Source organism: Marivirga lumbricoides (genome assembly GCF_014636295.1).
GTDB classification, from domain to species: Bacteria; Bacteroidota; Bacteroidia; order Cytophagales; family Cyclobacteriaceae; genus Marivirga; species Marivirga lumbricoides.
The window spans coordinates 1-17,396 of the sequence record NZ_BMEC01000001.1; the positions used below are offsets into that span (position 1 = coordinate 1).

Genomic DNA, 17,396 nt, shown 5'->3' on the forward strand with positions numbered 1-17,396 from the left:
CTCAATTTCTTTGAAAGAAGAAGTACCAATGCAGCAGCTGAATCATTTAATGCAAAGATCAAAGCCTTTAGAGCTCAGTTCAGAGGGGTCAAAAACGTAGCTTTCTTCCTCTATAGACTCTCAAGAATCTATGCTTGAAATTACTACTCCCCAACTTTTCGGGTTGATCCCTAATCTTCATAAAAGCAGAGTGATATCAATTACATAAGACATAAAAATAAGCCACAATAAATTTATCTAAATGTCTATTGTGGCTTTTAAAATGTGATACTAAACCCTCTAAATCCCTTAGCTCTCACGGAAAACCAGAGAGTTAATATGTTAACTTACTCTTATTTAGGGATTTAAGCACATCAGCTAAATCTAGAATAATTTGACATCATCAATTATTTCAGGAGTCAATTTATAGAATTCTTCATGGATACTAAATGGTTCCATCTCACCTTTCTCTCTAATAGAATAAGTACTATCTTCATTCATAATATAAGAATTCACATTATCTCTAAGGTTATATCTGAGGATGTTCATCACCTGCTTTTTAAGTGTTTCATCTACAATTAAGAATAAAGATTCCAATCTCCGCTCAAAGGACCTTACCATCATATCAGCACTACCTCCATAGACTTTCGGGTCACCATTATTATGAAAATAATAAATCCTTGAATGTTCCAGGTAATTACCCACTATTGAGCAAACCGTAATATTCTCGCTTAGTCCTTTTCTGCCTGGTCTTAAGCAACAAATTCCTCTAACAATCAATTTAATAGGTACTCCTGCCTGGGAAGCGGCATATAATTCATCGATCGCTTCCTTATCTTCCAATGAGTTTATTTTAATACAAATACCTGCTGGCAGACCTTGTTGCGCATTTTTTGCTTCATTTCTGATAAGATCAATCAGCTTGTTCCGCATATCTTTTGGCGCAGTAATCAGTCTCTCGTACTCTTGTGGGAAACTATGGCCGGTAATTACATTGAAAAATTCAGAAATATCCTGAGCATATACTTCATCCGTGGTCATTAGGCCTATATCAGTATAGAGTCTGGCTGTATCTTCATTATAATTTCCACTAGCCATGTGCAGATATCGGGTCACCTTCTCCCCTTCTTTACGCACAATCATCAATAGTTTTGTATGTGTTTTAAACCTACTAATGCCAAAAATTACAAAGCAACCGGCTTTTTGAAGCCTTTTTGCTTCTCTTATATTGTTTTCCTCATCAAAACGCGCTTTAACTTCAAATAACACCGAAACGTGAATACCATTCTCGGCTGCCTTTAACAAAGCGTCAGCTATTCTGGAATCTTTTGCAAGCCTGTAAATGGTTAATTTGATAGAAAGCACCTTAGGATCATCTGCTGCCTTTTCAATCATATCCAAAACAGGTTCAATGTTATTGTATGGGTGATGAAGCAAAATATCCCTTTCCTTCAAAATCTCAAAAATATTATCAGAATCAGATTTATGCTCAGGAAAAGTAAGCGGTGGAACAGGCATGTGAGGTACAGGAAGTTTGTCCTTAAATTCATTGTGCTTAATGATCTGCCAAAGCGCACCGTAGTCCAGCAGGGCATTTTTATCAAACTTGAATATGTTGTCCTTGTCTATTTCCCACCTGTCGCACAACACTTTCATCATCCACTTATCGTAATCTTTATCGATCTCTATCCGAACAACCCTACCCGTTTTCCTTGTTTTAAGTTTTTTGCGCATTTCTTCGAGGAAGTTGGCTTCAATATCATCACTTTCCTCTAAAGTAAAGTCACCATTTCTGGTAACCCTGAACATATTAACAGAAAGAATTTCAATATTCCGGAAGAGCTTCTCAATATTGGCACGAACTAACTGTTCAATAGGTAAAAATAGAATTTTGCCATCTCTATAGATCTCAAAAAATCGTTGAATATTTTGTGGCATCTGAATAAATGAAAGCTTTTTATTGTCTTTCTTATCTCCATGATTCCGTGTAACCACCGAAAAAATCAGCAGTTTATTCATTAAAATTGGAAAAGTATGGTAGTTGTCATACACCATGGGAGTTAACATAGGGAATATGATCTTATCGAAAAAAGAGTGCGCCTTTTTCAATTCTGCTTCCTTTAAATAATCTATGTTAACTATTTTGAAATCGTTATCTTCAAAAAAAGGCTCAAGCTCTTCTGTGAAAATCTTATTCTGAGCCTTTACAAAATTTTGACATTCTGTAAGAAGCTTCTTTCTAAAAGGTAACTCCCTCAGGCCTGAATAGTCAATTCGCTCTCTTCCATAATCAATATAATTATAGAGCGACCCTACCCTGATCATAAAAAATTCATCAAGGTTAGATGCCGTAATCGCCAGAAACTTAAGCCTTTCAAATATACTTCTCTCAGGATGGCGTACCTGATCCAATACCCTATAATTGAATTGAAGCCAGCTTAAATCCCTGCTTACTAAAGTACTATTATTAATTAAATCGCTAATTCTGTCTATTGCCATAAGAAAATTGAAATAAGCTTAAATATAGAAAAGCTTTGCTCTTTAATTAAACAGAATGGGTTAAATAATCATAAAATTTTATATTTAATTTTGATACATCATAATTTGATGTATATTTGAACTATGTATTCAAAGGAATTATTAAAAGGAACACTAGGAGTAATTATTTTAAAGCTACTAGAGGAAAACAGCAAAATGTATGGTTATGAAATATGTCAGAAGGTAAAAGAAACCTCAGGTGGGAAAATACTCATCAAGGATGGTAGCCTCTACCCCACTTTGCATAAGCTATTAAAAGATGGCATAGTTACCACTGAAGAAGTAAAAATTGGCAAAAGAGTAAGAAAGTATTATGCTTTAACTCCAAAAGGAAAAAAAGAAAAGAATGCAGTAATGGAAGAGCTATCCGACTTTATTGAAACCTTACAGAAAATTGTGTTTACTAATAACAAAACTTCACCAGCATTATGATTTCTGAAGAGCAAGTTGATTTTGTAAGCAGACAAATTAAAGAAAGTGGTATAACTTCTCAAGCGCTGCAAGATGACCTGATAGACCACTTTTGTTGCCTGATAGAAATTGATATGCAAAAGGGAATATCATTTGAAAAGGCTTATCAAAAAGCATTTCAACAAACTACCCCTAATGGGTTTACTGAAATACAACATGAAACACTTTTTTTAATAAACCATAAAACAATAATTATCATGAAACAATTCACTTACATTTCAGGCTATATTTTTGCTTTAAGTACTACAGTTGGTGCATTTTTCAAAATAATGCATCTTCCTGGTGCCTCCGTTTTAATGTTTAGCGGACTACTGGGTATTTCATTTATTTTCTTGCCGATGCTGCTTATTAATAAATTTAAGAACAAAGTATTTTCTCTACTCTCAGAAAAGTTAAAGTGGATACTAGGTACAGCCAGCTTAATGATTATCATCACAGCTTCTATTTTTAAAATGCTTCATCTGCAAGGTGCAGGTATTTTGTTAGGTATAGGATTTCTGGTATTCGGTTTAGGATTTCTTCCTTTTTTATTCTTTAGAATGTACCAATCAGGTGAAACTGAGATAAGTAATTGATGATAAAAAAAACAATTTATCTATCCGCATGGCTCTTTAGCTTTTTATTTATTTCAGGCTTTCTCTTTAAGTTATTGCATTTGCCTGGCGCTTTCAACTTGCTTTACATTGGAGAAACAGGCTTTTCACTTTTTAGCATTCCTTTGATTTTCTTCTTCAGATGGAAGGAAAACAAATTGAGAGATAGACTTGTATTTTACCAGTGGCTAAGTGGATGTGTAACCGCTATAGTTTTTATCAGCTCAACGTGGTTAAGGTTTACCAGCGATTTTTACGCTAACATAGCTATGACATCAGCTTTTGTACTTTTTGCCTTTGCTTTCCTCCCTTTAGCATTTTATAACATGTATCGGAAATCTTTGCTGGAACTCTAAAGAATCGCTCCTTTATAAGCTAACTCACAAAAAAAGCCTCTACCATGAGCAGAGGCTTTTCAAATTCTTGAATTGAAGTATATTAAATGTCAATTTTTGCATATTTAGCATTCTTTTCAATAAAATCTCTTCTAGGAGGCACTTCGTCTCCCATCAGCATACTGAATAAGTGATCAGCTTCTGCTGCAGACTCAACAGAAACCTGTTTCATATTTCTGGTTTCAGGATCCATAGTAGTGGTCCAAAGTTGTTCGGGATTCATTTCTCCCAGACCTTTGTAGCGCTGAATATGTAATGAATCTTCTTTACCTTCAGGAGCCAACTCCTTTACTACTCTTTCTCTGTCATCCTCAGTAAAGCAATACATTTCTTTCTTACCTCTTTTGATTAAATATAGAGGTGGCTGTGCAATGTACACATACCCTTTTTCAATAAGGTCGCGCATATAACGGAAGAACAATGTCAATATCAGGGTTCTAATGTGAGAACCGTCAATATCGGCATCCGTCATAATTACTATTTTGTGATAACGAAGTTTGGCGATATTCAATGCTTTTTCATCATCTTCTGTTCCAAAAGATACACCCAAAGCTGTCAGGATATTTTTTATTTCGTCATTATCGTAAATCTTATGGATTTGAGCTTTTTCAACATTGAGGATTTTTCCTTTAAGAGGAAGAATAGCCTGGTACTTTCTGTTTCTTCCCTGCTTGGCGGAACCACCTGCAGAGTCTCCCTCCACAAGATACAGTTCGCAAATTCCGGGATCTTTCTCAGAACAATCAGCCAGCTTGCCGGGTAAACCTGAGCCACTCATCACGTTCTTCCTTTGCACCATTTCCCGCGCTTTACGTGCTGCATGACGTGCCTGAGCTGCTAAAAGAACCTTCTGCACTATCATTTTAGCCTCTTTCGGGTTCTCTTCAAGATAATTTTGGAGTACTTCAGCCACGCAGGTTTCTACAGCACCCATTACATCGGAGTTTCCTAGCTTTGTTTTTGTTTGACCTTCAAACTGAGGCTCGGCTACTTTTACTGAAATAATAGCGGTTAGTCCTTCTCTAAAGTCATCTCCGGCTACTTCAATCTTTTGTTTATCCAATAAACCCGATTTATCTGCGTAAGCTTTTAAAGTACGGGTAAGCGCTCTTCTAAATCCGGAAACGTGTGTACCACCTTCATGTGTATTAATGTTATTAACATAAGAAACAACATTTTCAGTATAGGAAGTGTTATAATTTAACCCTACCTGAACAGGCACACCATTCTTCTCTCCTTCCATGTAAATAGGTGATGGAATTAGTTTTTCACGACCTGCATCCAGGTATTCCACGAATTCCAAAAGACCTCCTTCACTTAGGAAAACCTCGGTTTTGTCTTCACCTTTCTCATCTTGATCTCTGTGATCTACTAATTCAATACGAACACCTGCATTAAGGTAAGCCAATTCCCTAAGCCTTGTAGCAATAGTTTCGTATTTAAATTCATTTAAAAGGAAAATTTCATGATCCGGCTTAAAATGAATTTTAGTTCCGGTAATATCTGTTTCACCCACAGGAGTTACGGGCCCTTTAGGCACACCTCTTGAATATTCCTGTTCGTATATTTTTCCGTCTCTGCTGTACACAGTGGCTTTTAACATAGTAGAAAGTGCATTTACTACTGAAATACCCACACCATGTAAACCACCAGAAACTTTATATGTATCTTTATCAAATTTACCTCCGGCATGAAGAACAGTCATAACCACCTCAAGAGCTGATTTCCCTTCTTTTTCATGCATATCAACAGGGATCCCTCTACCATCATCTGTAACAGTAACAGAATTATCCTCATTAATTTCTACTTTGATAGTAGTACAATGGCCGGCCATTGCCTCATCAATAGAGTTATCAACTACTTCCCACACCATGTGGTGGAAGCCTTTTACCCCGATATCGCCAATATACATGGCAGGCCTTTTTCTTACCGCTTCTAATCCTTCAAGAACGGTGATATTACCTGCTGAATAATCTTGATTCTTCTTATCTTTTTCTTTACTCATAGTACTTTTACCAAAAGATCAAAAATAAGGTTTTTATATGGATAATGATAGCATAAAAATGCTTTTTTATGCATTTTTTGAAAGTTTTGTTAAAAAACTACCGCATATACGTCTGTAAAAATCAAAGGTGAAATTTGTAGCATAAATTTATTAACTATATATTTAGTTGATAAACGAACCTACATGAAAAAAGCAAGCACAATTGTCCTCCTATTCATCATCTCATTGAACGTTTTGGCTCAGCGTGGTCCTTATAAATTTTATAGCAAGGAAGATTCTTTACGTCATCACCGTTATAGCATGGTTTTAACCAATGGAAATTCTATAGAGATGCAAAATGGAAAAGCTGTGATTGTATTAACTGATAGCAGTTACATCGATACAAAAATATCTCGTGACTCAGCTATCTCAGAGTTAAGAAGAATCCCGAAATTTTCATTTTCAACACATTCACCGACCAAAAGTTTCACGAAGCATGATGGTTTAAGGAACAGCACAAGAAAAGATACCATCACACATCTGACTTTTGCAGACTTGAAAAAATTACCGCTATTTCAAATATTAAAATGCAAAAATTTAAAAGAGATAGAACTTATTGGCTCTTCAACAAAGAAGCTACCATGGCTCTTAAACTGGAAATTGTTTGGGTTAGATAGCTTGAGAAAAATCACAATCTATAATTATGCCTGCAAAAAACCTTTCAGGTTTTCTAAAAACAGAAATATTAAGGAATTAGTGTACCGGGATAGCCCCTACGCCTCTGCCCCAAAATCCTTTCACAAACTAAAAAATCTAAAAAAAATAGACTTTGTAAGAAATGATTTCCGCCCTACAGAAAAGTTTAACCTTCATAGACTGGCAAAGCTAGAAAGTGCAAACCTCTCCAATAATTCAGTACTCATAAAAAATTTGGCAAACGACACTGTCCAAAATCTTACGCAATTGATATTATCTTTCAATCAGCTAAAAGCAGTGCCAAAAGAAATTGGCTATTTTCCTGAACTTATTGAGCTTCAATTAGCCGAAAATGAAATTGTAAGCCAAAACATAGATCCTGCAATTGGAACATTGAGGAAATTGGTAATGCTTTCTTTTTACAAGAACAACCTGACTGAAGTACCAGATTACTTCTTCAATTCACCCCACCTGACTGAATTCGACATCTACTACAATAATGTTGAAAAATTACCTGAAACACTAACTAGCGCGCAAAAATTGGAAAGGCTATTTTTAGCTAATAACAGAATCTTTCAGTTACCTGAAAACATGGGGAATCTAAATAACCTGAAGGAACTTTATCTTCATCATAACCGAATTTCCTATCTTCCTGAAAGCATGAAAAAACTGGCTAACATCACCGATTTTCATGTCAACAATAATTATTTAAATGCCTTTCCCTCTTGCGCTTTATCATTTAACAAATTGGAAGACCTCGATATTTCCTTCAATGAGATTCATTCCATTCCCGAGGCAATAACCTCTTTAAATCATTTGAAGTACCTGTGGATAAGAGGGATTACTTTTGAAGCAGAGTCCAAATCGAAAGCAGAGTCTATCATACAAACCTTAGAACAACTGCAGAAACAGGGGGTTAAAGTAAGTATAGAGTTAGATCAGGAAAATTTATGAGGATTAAGCTATCTACCAGTTGATAGGAGTCAATCTTTTTGCTTCCAGATAAGCATTACATTTACTAAAAGGTTTTGAACCGAAAAAGCCTCTATGTGCAGAAAACGGAGAAGGATGCGGAGACTGAATAATATGGTGCTTGTTGGCATCAATGACAGCGCCTTTTTTCTGAGCATAACTTCCCCATAAAATAAATACCAGATTTTCCTTTTGATCAGAAAGTAATTTAATAACTGCATCAGTGAATTCTTCCCAACCTTTGTTTTGATGGGAGCCCGGAGACTTTGCAGCCACAGTTAAAGTGGCGTTTAAAAGTAAAACTCCTTGCTTTGCCCAGGGTGTTAAATCACCATTGGGAGGCATAGGTTTATCTAAATCAGCCTTTCTTTCCTTGAAAATATTAACAAGCGAAGGAGGCATAGGAATACCAGGGTTAACAGAAAAACTTAATCCATTTGCCTGACCTGGCCCATGGTAAGGATCCTGGCCAAGAATAACCACTTTAACTTCTTCAAAAGGGCATTGCGCAAAAGCGTTGAAAATTTGACTGCCTTTGGGATAGATAGTTCTAGCTTGATTTTCAGCTTTAATAAATTTTATTAACTCAGTAAAGTAGCTTTTTGAAAATTCCTGTTCTAAATAAACTTTCCAACTAGGGTCAATTTGTACATTTGCTGCTGTTGCCATAGCATCAAAATTAAAAAAATTTTAAGCACATTTAAATTTTAAAAACTATTCAATTTATAAAATCGTTAAAACAGTATATCTTTACTAAATGGTTAAACTGATAACAAAAGGCATAAGCGTTAGTGTTGAAACTAAATACCAACCTGAATATTCTAGTCCGGTTCAGTTTCATTATGTATTCACCTACAAAGTAACAATTGAAAATAAAAGTGAGCACACTGTTCAATTGCTCAGAAGGCAATGGTACATTCATGATGCTGGCACCACCAAAAAAGAAGTGGAAGGTGAAGGGGTTGTTGGTCAGCAGCCTATATTAGAACCAGGTGATGTGCATTCTTATGTATCAGGCTGTAACTTAAAATCAGCATATGGTAAAATGCTTGGACACTTCGCAATGGAACGTTTAGTGGACGGCAAACAAATAGAAGTAACTATTCCCGAATTTGTAATGGTGGCACCATTCCGCCTTAATTAATCTTCCGATTTGAATTTCTTTTTATTAAAGGAATGGCTCATCTATTTTCATTTAAAAACAGATGAACATTCGCTTCATTCTCCATTTTTTTTCAGATTTTATAAAGAGCACTTAAAGAGCGGTAAAAATGACGCATATATTCATTCTATTGAAACTCAACGACAAAAATTATTAAAATCTGAGCAGACAATTGAAGTTCAGGACCTTGGTGCAGGTTCTAAAACATTAAAATCAGATAAAAGAAAAATAAAGGACATAGCAAAAAACAGCCTTTCCTCTCCTAAATTTTCCTTATTGTTAAATCAACTCATTAAGCAGTTTCATTTTAAGCAAATAGTGGAGTTAGGCACCAGCCTGGGGGTTAACACTGCCTATCTTGCTGATGCTGATACCGCATCTAAAATATATACCTTTGAAGGTGATGAAAATTTGATTGACATTGCTAAAAGTACATGTGCTAAATACAAAAATATCCAGTTCATTAAAGGAAATATTAATGAATGCCTACCGCACTTCCTCCTTGATATGGCTTCTTCAATAGACTTAGTTTATTTGGATGCTAACCATACTTATGAGGCTACTCTCAATTATTTTAACCAATTACTCCCCCACCATCACTCTGGTTCAATTTTTATTTTTGATGATATCCACTGGTCTTCAGGCATGAAACAAGCCTGGAAAAAAATAAAGCAACACCCTGAAGTTAAAAGCACTATTGATATTTTTGATGCAGGCTTTGTTTTCTTTAATCCTGATTTTGAAAAACAACATTATATTCTTAATTTTTGATGGGCTGTAGCTTAATAAACAGTTCTCTGCCCTGCCTGGGAGCAATTGAATTATAACAGGTTTCCATTTTTTGTATGCTAAATAATTTCTTAAATAATTGTTCATACAAAGCCTTGTTACCGCCAAAAGGAGGATGATCATCATTCAGTGGATCATTGAAGAGCAAGCCGACCAGGCAACCCTTTATTGAAAGTAGTTGGTGCATTTGCTGCACATATTTCTCCCTCAATGATGGATGAAGTGCGCAGAAAAATGTCTGCTCTAGAATCAGATCATATTGTTCTTCCAAAAGAAAAAAATCCTGATGCAAAAGATGCTGCTCCGGAAAGTCGGGAACCTTTTGAGCAAATTTCTGTAAAGGAGTTAAAGAGATGTCCGCTAAATAAACATTTTTAAAACCTGCCTTCCAGAGGTATTCTGCCTCATAAGCATTTCCGCAGCCTGGTATTAATATTTTAAGTTCTTTGTTCACTAGTTTATCTACATAATGAACAATTGGGGGAGAAGCATATCCAATATCCCATCCCGTACTTTCCTCTAAATACCTGTCAGTCCAGTAAGATTCGTTTAACTCCATTAGATTAGTATAAATAAATGTTTTAATTTGCGCACTAAATTCTACCGATAAAAAAGCGTTATTAATCGGATAAAAGTATTGATATATATCCTAAAACGATATAAAACTTAAATTAAATATTTTAAATATGGCTACGGAATCACCAAAAAACAATTCTGAAGAATTCGGTAAAACCACTAAAAGCTCTAATAAACGAGCTATCATTATTGCCTTCATTATTATTATTGCTGCTGTTGTAGGAATAAAGTTCTACCTTGATGAAGCCAGCGAGAATGAAAGTCTGCAAGCTGAATTACAGGAAACTTATGGCGAGTTAGATAGCATAAGCCAGCAATTAGACCAGAAAATTGCGGAAATAGAAACTTTAGGCGGTGATGTGACAGAGCTGCAATTGATAAGAAAAAATCTGGAAGATGAAAAAGAGGAACTTCGAAAATCCAATAATTGGGCTGCTAACCAGATTAAAAAATATAAAGATAAAGTAAGTGGTTACGAGGAATTGTTAACACTACAGGACGATAAAATAAAAAAACTGGAGCAAATAAATGAACAACTCCTAACTGAAAATACTACGCTTAAAACAGAAAAAAATGTGTTAAACGACTCAATTTCTGATTTGAAAGACAGAAGAGAAGAGTTAAAAAGTAAAGTAGCTCTGGCCTCGCGTCTTAAAGCTGAAAATATTAAAGTAATGGCTGTTAACAGCAGAGGAAAGGAAAGAGAAGATGAATTCAGACCAAGACATATTGAGCAACTAAAAGTAACTTTTAACCTGGCTGAAAACAATGTGGCCCAGCCTGAAGGTAAAAATATAATATTAAGAGTGATTAACCCGAAAGGCGATATCCTTTTTGATGTAGCTACAGGTTCCGGATCCTTTATGATAGAAGGTAAGGAAATGTTTTATACAGCTAAACAAGAAATTTTATTCGACAATACACAACAGCGGCTTTCCTTTTTATATGATCGTGGAGAGGAATACGAAGAAGGTGTTTACCAGGTAGAACTATATGCTGATGACTATGTAATTGGAAAAGAAAAATTTGTAGTTAAATAACCTTTCGTTAGTATACTAAATATAAAGCTATGTTATTCTTTGTGGGTAGCATGGCTTTTTTATTTCACTTCACTACTCTAATGCAACTTGTTCAATCATTAAGAACATATTGTTGCAACATTCCACATTTTGGCGCATACATCAACAATCTAAAAAATTAGATTAATTTATAAATAATTGAAAATCAAATACTTGTAATTAAATCTGGCATTGGCATAAAGTTAGACTTACATCTAACACATGTTTAACCTTAAAATTACAGATATGAAAAGTTTATTGATAACGTTAGGATTAGCAGTTGCAGTATCAACAACATCATTAGCTCAGGCTTCCCTTGAAAAAACTAAAGAGGTGAAAGAAAATGCAATGTTAAAAAACACTTCAAATCCTAAAGTAATAAAGTTTGAAGAAGCTCCGATTGCCGTACAAAATGCCTTTAAAGCTGAAAAGTACCCTAAAGAAAATATTGTAGAAGTGCAAGAGGTGACAGAAGCCAGTACAAAAACTTACAAAATCATCATTGAAAAGGATGCTCAAAAATGGGCTTTAAAATTTGATGAGAAAGGCACCTTGTTAGAGAAAAAAGAGGCAAAATAATTCGTTCTTAATTATTCACTTTTAGCTTCTTTAACTCCCTTCGGGGAGTTTTTTTTGCCCTTAGGCTAACGAACTGTGTGCTCTATCGCCTCACATTGTGGAATTATCCTACACTTTTAATAGAATTCATGTTTACAATGAAAACATACAATCATCTGAAAATCATACAGATAACAGTATAATATCAATTTGGCTCAATTATAGTATCTAACACTTATTTAAGCTAGTGGAATATACGATGAGAAGATTATTTTTAACACTGGGCGTACTTGTAGCTATCTGCATTATATTAATTTCTTTTAGCAACACCTCTTTGCATGTAAGGAACACCATAACAGGAATGGACTCAATTCCTTTTAAAATCCCATCTCATAAAAATAATATTAACACTTCATTAATAATGCCTGCATCTGTTCAGCGAACCTTCGAAGCATCAGGCTTTCAAGTTAAAAGTATAATTGACGCAAAAGAAGTGAATAGCACTCAAGGTAAAGTTTATGAGTTTATTCTTTACGAAGACGACAGTAAATGGCTTTTGAAATATAATGAAAATGGTAAATTGCTAGATTCTAATAAATTAAGCGAAGCTAACAATTTAGATCAATTACTTCCTTAATTAAGTAGCTTTATCCGCTGTTTTTTATTTACTCCCTAAGTACTTTATCGCTTTGCATACTGTCATACCTACTTTGACACTTCCGAAAAATTTCCTTCTAAAATGAATAGAATGGTATTACTGCAGAAGAGTTTCATAATATTCCTTACCTATATATCTCATGATAATACACAGCTTGTTGATTAATCCTACACATTGATGTGATATTTCAACAGTTCAAAAACACTAAAAACACATAACCAACTGAATATCAGTAATATAAAATAAATGAAAAAGCCGGCACGCATTTAGCCTTTTAATAAGTATAATTTAATTAGAAACTCAATCAAACAACTTAATATTATGAAAAAGCTTATTTTAACATTAGGACTAGTAACTTCGATAGGTATGGTTTCAATGGCTCAATCAATTCAGCCTACTAATACTGCAGCTACTGAAGAAGTAAAAGCTGTTCAAATCGAGAGTAATCAGGTAGATTCCAAAAAGATTAAGTTTGAGGAAGCTCCTGCTGCAGTGCAAGAAACTTTTAATAACTCTCAATACACCAAAGAAAGCATAAAAGAGGTGCACATGATGGAGGAAAATTCTCTAAAAGTATATAAAATTATTATCGAGGTTGATAATCAGAAATGGGCATTAAAGTATGATGCTAACGGAAAATTAATTGACAAAAAAGAAGTTATGTAATATTTCCAATTAATCACTAACTTTGGATTAAACTAGAAAGAACTCCCTTCGGGGAGTTTTTTTTGTATATAATTCAAATAGGTTTTCAATAAATATCGTTACCAAATTTGAACGATAATTATTGAGTAAAATGGTAACTAAATTATGTTTCCTCTAAACCTCGTAAACAAATTTAGATTACTTTAAAAATTGAGAAAATACGCATGAAACTGCTGGTAATTGATGATGATCCTTCTTTTAATAAAATGTTAACAGGTTTTCTGTTAAGAAATAATTACCAGGTTGAATCTGCTCACTCACCCCAATCAGCACTTGAATTATTGAAAGATCATGTGTTTAATCTGGTACTTACAGATTTTAAGCTTCCTGGTATGGATGGTATAGCACTAATGCAGGAAATTAAAAGAATTTATCCGGGAACACCTGTAATTCTTATTACCAATTATTCTGACATTCGTACAGCAGTTAACTCTATTAAGCTTGGAGCATATGAGTTTGTAAATAAACCTGTGAACCCTGATGAGCTGTTGAAAACTGTTGAGAAGGCTTTAAAAGCTGAGAGAAAACCAGAAGAACAAGAGAAAACCACAGAATCACCAAAAAAGACAAATGGAAAGCAGCTTCAATTTATTATTGGACAAACTCCGCAGTCATTAGAGTTATGGAATTATGTGGATGTGGTTGCTCCTACTAAGATGAGTGTGCTGATATTGGGCGAGAGTGGAACGGGGAAAGAATATGTTGCCAATATTATCCATCAGAAGAGCAAAAGAGCCAACAAACAATTTGTAGCAATAGACTGTGGCGTTCTCTCTAAAGAACTAGCAGCGAGCGAACTTTTTGGACATGTAAAAGGAGCCTTTACTGGTGCCACACAGGATAAAAAAGGACAATTTGAGGTAGCAAATGGAGGTACTTTATTTTTAGATGAAATAGGAAACCTTCCTTATGAGGTACAGGTTCAGCTCCTACGTGTATTGCAAGAACGCATAATTAAAAGAGTGGGAAGCGATAAAGAAATTCCTATTGATGTTAGAATCATTTCTGCTACAAATGAAAGCCTATCTCAAAACAGAAACTCCGAGGAATTCCGAAATGATTTATACCATAGAATAAATGAATTTGAACTTAACGTGCCCCCATTAAGGAACAGGCTGGCTGATTTAGAGGAATACTGTGAATTTTTTATTTCAGAAGCATGCCTGGAACTTAATAAAAATCACAAAACTTTATCTGAAGAGGTTTTATTGGCATTTAAAAATTATGATTGGCCGGGCAACCTGCGTGAGCTCAAAAATCTTATTAAAAGAGCTGTTTTGCTAGCTCCAACGGACAAAATAACGATGGATCAGTTACCTGAGGGCTTTAAAAACACTGAAAATACTTTTGTGGACTCGGGAAATAAATCCTCAATCCAGCAAAATGATGTTACAAATCAGGATTTAAAAGAGATACAAAAAGCACAGGAAATCAATACTATTAAAAAGGTGCTGGCAGATACAAAGTTTAATAAGTCAATGGCAGCAAAAATACTTAATATTGACAGATCTACCCTCTACAAGAAAATTAAAGAATATGGGATTGATGCCTAAGTGCTTCTAACTTCATTTCTACTTCGTGTAAATCCGGTAAAATTCTTTGCGTTTCTTCAAGTACCCGCTGGGTTTTATCCATTTCGGCAAAAAGCTCAATAGTCTTCAAAGTCTCGCTTAGTTGGTCAAAAGCTATTTGTTCCAGGGCAGACTTTAACTGATGTGCAATATTCCCTATTCCTTTGACATCTTTTTGCTTATAAGCAGTGTCAAGCTTTTCCAGTTTCAAGGCATATTCTTCGTGGAAAGTATTTAACAACTCTTGAAAAACCTCTGCATTGTTGCCTGCAAATTGTTGTAAAACTGAAGTATCTATTTCAGTAGCAGGCTTTTTATCAGCTTCTGAAGGTGGCTGCTCTACAACTACTAATTCCTCCAAAAAAGTACTGAGGAGTTGTAAGATCTCAATTTTAGCAAAAGGCTTAATACAAACAGCATCAAAGCCCATTTTTAACAATTCTTCTTTTTTACTCTTTTGAATATGGGCTGTAAGTGCAATTATTGGAATATTAAGCCCATTGCTTCTACAGAACTTCTGAAAGTCTTCTCCACTCATTTCAGGCAGATTAATATCCGTAAATATTAAATCTATCTTCGGCTTGCTTTTTAATAGGGTAATCGCTTCTTCCGCACTACTACAGATTGTGTAACTTTCGGTGGTATTTTTCAGAATTTCAGCCAGTAATTGCGCATTCCACGGATCATCTTCAAGTACTAATATATTCGCTGAAAAATTTTTGCTTTGATTAAGTTCCTCATTAATTATTTCTATAGCATCTGCTTCACTATAAGCCGCATACTTCGCTCTAAAATTAATTTTAAAGACAGAGCCAATTCCAACTTCACTTTCTACGGCAATGCTTCCGCCTAGTGCTTCAATGATGCTTTTACTAATTGAAAGCCCTAATCCGGTACCGGAAATCCCAATCTGCCTTCCTGAAACGCCCTGTTGAAATTGCTCGAAAATTTGAGAGAACTCCTCCTCTTTAATCCCTTTGCCTGTGTCTTCTACAGCAATATAAATTTTACAGTCTTCATCGGTAAGTTTCTCTGCTTCAAAACTTAAACGTACATAGCCGATATCTGTAAACTTAATTGCATTCCCAATTAAATTCATCAATACCTGCTTCAGTTTAAATAAGTCCGAAATGAAAATATTTGCCTTAAAGAAATCGGAAACCTGTACATCAAAGCTAAGTTGGGAGGATTCAAACTTCTGAAGGAAGATGAGTTCCAGCTCTTTCGCCAATTTGGGAATGTACACAGGCTGCTCTTCTATAATTAATTTTTTTGCATCTATTTTTGCCTGGTCTAATATGTCATCAATTAGCTGTTTCAAATGTTTATTGGATTCAGCAATGGCTTGTAAATACCTTTTTTGGTTAGCATTTAATTCTGATTGGCTCATTAAATCTGAAAAACCTATAATACTATGAAGCGGAGTCCTGATCTCATGACTCATTTTTGAAAGAAACTCTTCTTTAACTTTTGCCAAATGTTCTGCTCTCTTCTTTTCCTCCTCCAGCTTTCTTCTATACAAACCTGCCCGGGTAATATCTCGCAAAATAAGGAAAATAAATATCGCACTGAGTGCTATACCAATTCCACCAATAATCAGCAGTTCACGCGTGAGCTGTTTAGCCTGAATTCTGGATACATCCTGCTGCCTGATGTTTTTTGCAAGCTCCTCAGTTCTTAACTTCGAAATAATAGAACGAATGATGGCTATAAACTTTTGGTCTTGTTTAATGAGTTCCAACTCCACCTTATTCAGCTTTTGCTGCATATCTATTTCCTCTGCCAACACATCAACTAAAATATTCTTTACAGCAGAAAGAGTAGTGTCAATAAAATAATCGCGGACAATGCTGGTATCAACTGAGTAATCCAGACTGTAATTAATACGATCTTCAATGGTTTTTACAGTATCTAACTTCAGATTCTCCTTTCCAAAAAGCTTACGGAAAAAGCCATTTATGCCTTCATATTCATCAGGTCTGACAACAATTTTTTCTTTTTCAACAGGCTCCACGCTGCTGACCATTCTTTGTTCTCTCTTTAATTCCTTTTCTATGAAAGCAGAGTCTTTCAACTGATTACTTATTCTGTTGAGAGCTTCATTAGTAAATAAAGCAGAGGCTTTCTCTTTTTTAAGGTTAAGAAAGGTGGTAAGGTAATTGTATTTTACATTGATAGTTTGTTGCAAAGAATCTACCCTTTCCTTCTGCAAACTATCATCCGCAAGAATAATTTCAAGTTCTTCTAATATAATTCTTACAGATGAAATTTTATCAAGGTATTGTTTTCTGCTGGCAGTGTCATCAGTTAGGGCGTATGCATTGAAATAATTATCTGCCTCCACAATTTCCTGAAACAACTCATTTATAAGAGCAATTTTTTGATTAGGTTCTGAAATAGTATTAAGCGATTGAACCAGCTTACCATAGTTATCATATCCCCAAAAAAGAACTGATCCTGCGGTTATTATAATGATAATAAGCACTATCCAAAGCTTTGTGAGCGCTGAGGTATTTCTATTTTTTTTTGAAGTATAATCTGACACAGTAATTTTTTCTTTCCGGGATATCAAATGCCTTACAAGTAACGCCAAATACAAAAGAAATAATTCTTTATCAGGAATTATTTCTCTATATCACCATGGCAAATTAAAATTAATCAAATTTATAATATTAATTTAGTACCCCTATT

Annotated in this window: 17 protein-coding genes; 12 read left to right on the top strand and 5 right to left on the bottom strand. The window is 34.8% G+C overall.

Annotated elements, in window-relative coordinates; translation table 11 throughout:
• The coding region (locus tag IEV85_RS00005; protein WP_188459705.1) for a transposase at window positions 1–138 on the top strand (138 nt) is incomplete at its 5' end.
• Between the two features lie 225 nt (window positions 139–363).
• Here the strand turns inward: IEV85_RS00005 and ppk1 are convergent.
• Complete coding sequence (ppk1, locus tag IEV85_RS00010) at window positions 364–2,478, bottom strand: polyphosphate kinase 1 (protein ID WP_188459711.1); 2,115 nt, start codon at window positions 2,476–2,478, stop codon at window positions 364–366.
• A 123-nt stretch (window positions 2,479–2,601) separates the two neighbouring features.
• Between ppk1 and IEV85_RS00015 the strand changes: the two genes are divergently transcribed.
• Genes IEV85_RS00015 through IEV85_RS00025 form a run of 3 tightly spaced genes read left to right on the top strand, consistent with a single transcriptional unit; the run spans window position 2,602 to window position 3,937 of the window.
• Window positions 2,602–2,949, top strand: coding sequence for a PadR family transcriptional regulator (locus IEV85_RS00015; protein WP_188459713.1), 348 nt, complete (start codon window positions 2,602–2,604; stop codon window positions 2,947–2,949).
• A complete protein-coding gene (locus IEV85_RS00020; protein WP_188459714.1) occupies window positions 2,946–3,563 on the top strand; it encodes a hypothetical protein in 618 nt (205 codons plus the stop codon). Before IEV85_RS00015 ends, IEV85_RS00020 begins: the two co-directional genes overlap by 4 nt.
• Window positions 3,563–3,937, top strand: a complete 375-nt coding sequence (locus IEV85_RS00025; RefSeq protein ID WP_188459716.1) for a hypothetical protein — start codon at window positions 3,563–3,565, stop codon at window positions 3,935–3,937. The genes IEV85_RS00020 and IEV85_RS00025 overlap by 1 nt, the downstream gene beginning before the upstream one ends.
• Before the next feature lie 82 nt (window positions 3,938–4,019).
• Here the strand turns inward: IEV85_RS00025 and gyrB are convergent, their stop codons facing one another.
• Window positions 4,020–5,981, bottom strand: a complete 1,962-nt coding sequence (gyrB, locus tag IEV85_RS00030) for a DNA topoisomerase (ATP-hydrolyzing) subunit B (RefSeq protein ID WP_188459718.1) — start codon at window positions 5,979–5,981, stop codon at window positions 4,020–4,022.
• Window positions 5,982–6,164: 183 nt separating this feature from the next.
• On the opposite strand from gyrB, the gene IEV85_RS00035 reads away from it, so the two are divergent.
• A complete protein-coding gene (locus IEV85_RS00035; protein ID WP_188459720.1) occupies window positions 6,165–7,610 on the top strand; it encodes a leucine-rich repeat domain-containing protein in 1,446 nt (481 codons plus the stop codon).
• A gap of 12 nt (window positions 7,611–7,622) precedes the next feature.
• Here IEV85_RS00035 and ung read toward each other — a convergent pair whose 3' ends face one another.
• Complete coding sequence (gene ung, locus IEV85_RS00040) at window positions 7,623–8,297, bottom strand: uracil-DNA glycosylase (protein WP_188459728.1); 675 nt, start codon at window positions 8,295–8,297, stop codon at window positions 7,623–7,625.
• 88 nt (window positions 8,298–8,385) lie between these two features.
• Here ung and apaG point away from each other — a divergent pair, with 88 nt between their 5' ends.
• Window positions 8,386–8,772 carry a Co2+/Mg2+ efflux protein ApaG gene (gene apaG / locus IEV85_RS00045; RefSeq protein ID WP_188459730.1) on the top strand — a complete coding sequence of 129 codons (387 nt, stop codon included), beginning with the start codon at window positions 8,386–8,388 and terminating at the stop codon, window positions 8,770–8,772.
• Between the two features lie 9 nt (window positions 8,773–8,781).
• A complete protein-coding gene (locus IEV85_RS00050; RefSeq protein WP_188459733.1) occupies window positions 8,782–9,561 on the top strand; it encodes an O-methyltransferase in 780 nt (259 codons plus the stop codon).
• Here IEV85_RS00050 and IEV85_RS00055 read toward each other — a convergent pair.
• Window positions 9,551–10,138: a methyltransferase domain-containing protein gene (locus tag IEV85_RS00055; protein ID WP_188459735.1), complete on the bottom strand. Its 588-nt coding sequence runs from the start codon at window positions 10,136–10,138 to the stop codon at window positions 9,551–9,553. The two genes, IEV85_RS00050 and IEV85_RS00055, sit on opposite strands and share 11 nt — an antisense overlap.
• 127 nt (window positions 10,139–10,265) lie before the next feature.
• On the opposite strand from IEV85_RS00055, the gene IEV85_RS00060 reads away from it, so the two are divergent.
• The 5 genes from IEV85_RS00060 to IEV85_RS00080 all read left to right on the top strand — a co-directional run bounded on the left by IEV85_RS00060 (window position 10,266) and on the right by IEV85_RS00080 (window position 14,687).
• Window positions 10,266–11,195: a coiled-coil domain-containing protein gene (locus IEV85_RS00060; protein WP_188459737.1), complete on the top strand. Its 930-nt coding sequence runs from the start codon at window positions 10,266–10,268 to the stop codon at window positions 11,193–11,195.
• A gap of 264 nt (window positions 11,196–11,459) precedes the next feature.
• The gene (locus IEV85_RS00065; RefSeq protein ID WP_188459739.1) at window positions 11,460–11,792 is read left to right on the top strand and encodes a PepSY-like domain-containing protein; all 333 of its coding nucleotides are present in this window, start codon (window positions 11,460–11,462) and stop codon (window positions 11,790–11,792) included.
• A gap of 238 nt (window positions 11,793–12,030) precedes the next feature.
• Window positions 12,031–12,408, top strand: a complete 378-nt coding sequence (locus tag IEV85_RS00070; protein ID WP_188459740.1) for a hypothetical protein — start codon at window positions 12,031–12,033, stop codon at window positions 12,406–12,408.
• A gap of 342 nt (window positions 12,409–12,750) precedes the next feature.
• Window positions 12,751–13,095: a PepSY-like domain-containing protein gene (locus tag IEV85_RS00075; protein WP_188459742.1), complete on the top strand. Its 345-nt coding sequence runs from the start codon at window positions 12,751–12,753 to the stop codon at window positions 13,093–13,095.
• Window positions 13,096–13,298: 203 nt separating this feature from the next.
• Window positions 13,299–14,687 carry a sigma-54-dependent transcriptional regulator gene (locus IEV85_RS00080; protein WP_188459744.1) on the top strand — a complete coding sequence of 463 codons (1,389 nt, stop codon included), beginning with the start codon at window positions 13,299–13,301 and terminating at the stop codon, window positions 14,685–14,687.
• On the opposite strand, the gene IEV85_RS00085 is transcribed toward IEV85_RS00080, so the two are convergent.
• A complete protein-coding gene (locus tag IEV85_RS00085; RefSeq protein ID WP_188459746.1) occupies window positions 14,662–17,250 on the bottom strand; it encodes an ATP-binding protein in 2,589 nt (862 codons plus the stop codon). The two genes, IEV85_RS00080 and IEV85_RS00085, sit on opposite strands and share 26 nt — an antisense overlap.
• Between the last annotated feature and the right edge of the window lie 146 nt (window positions 17,251–17,396).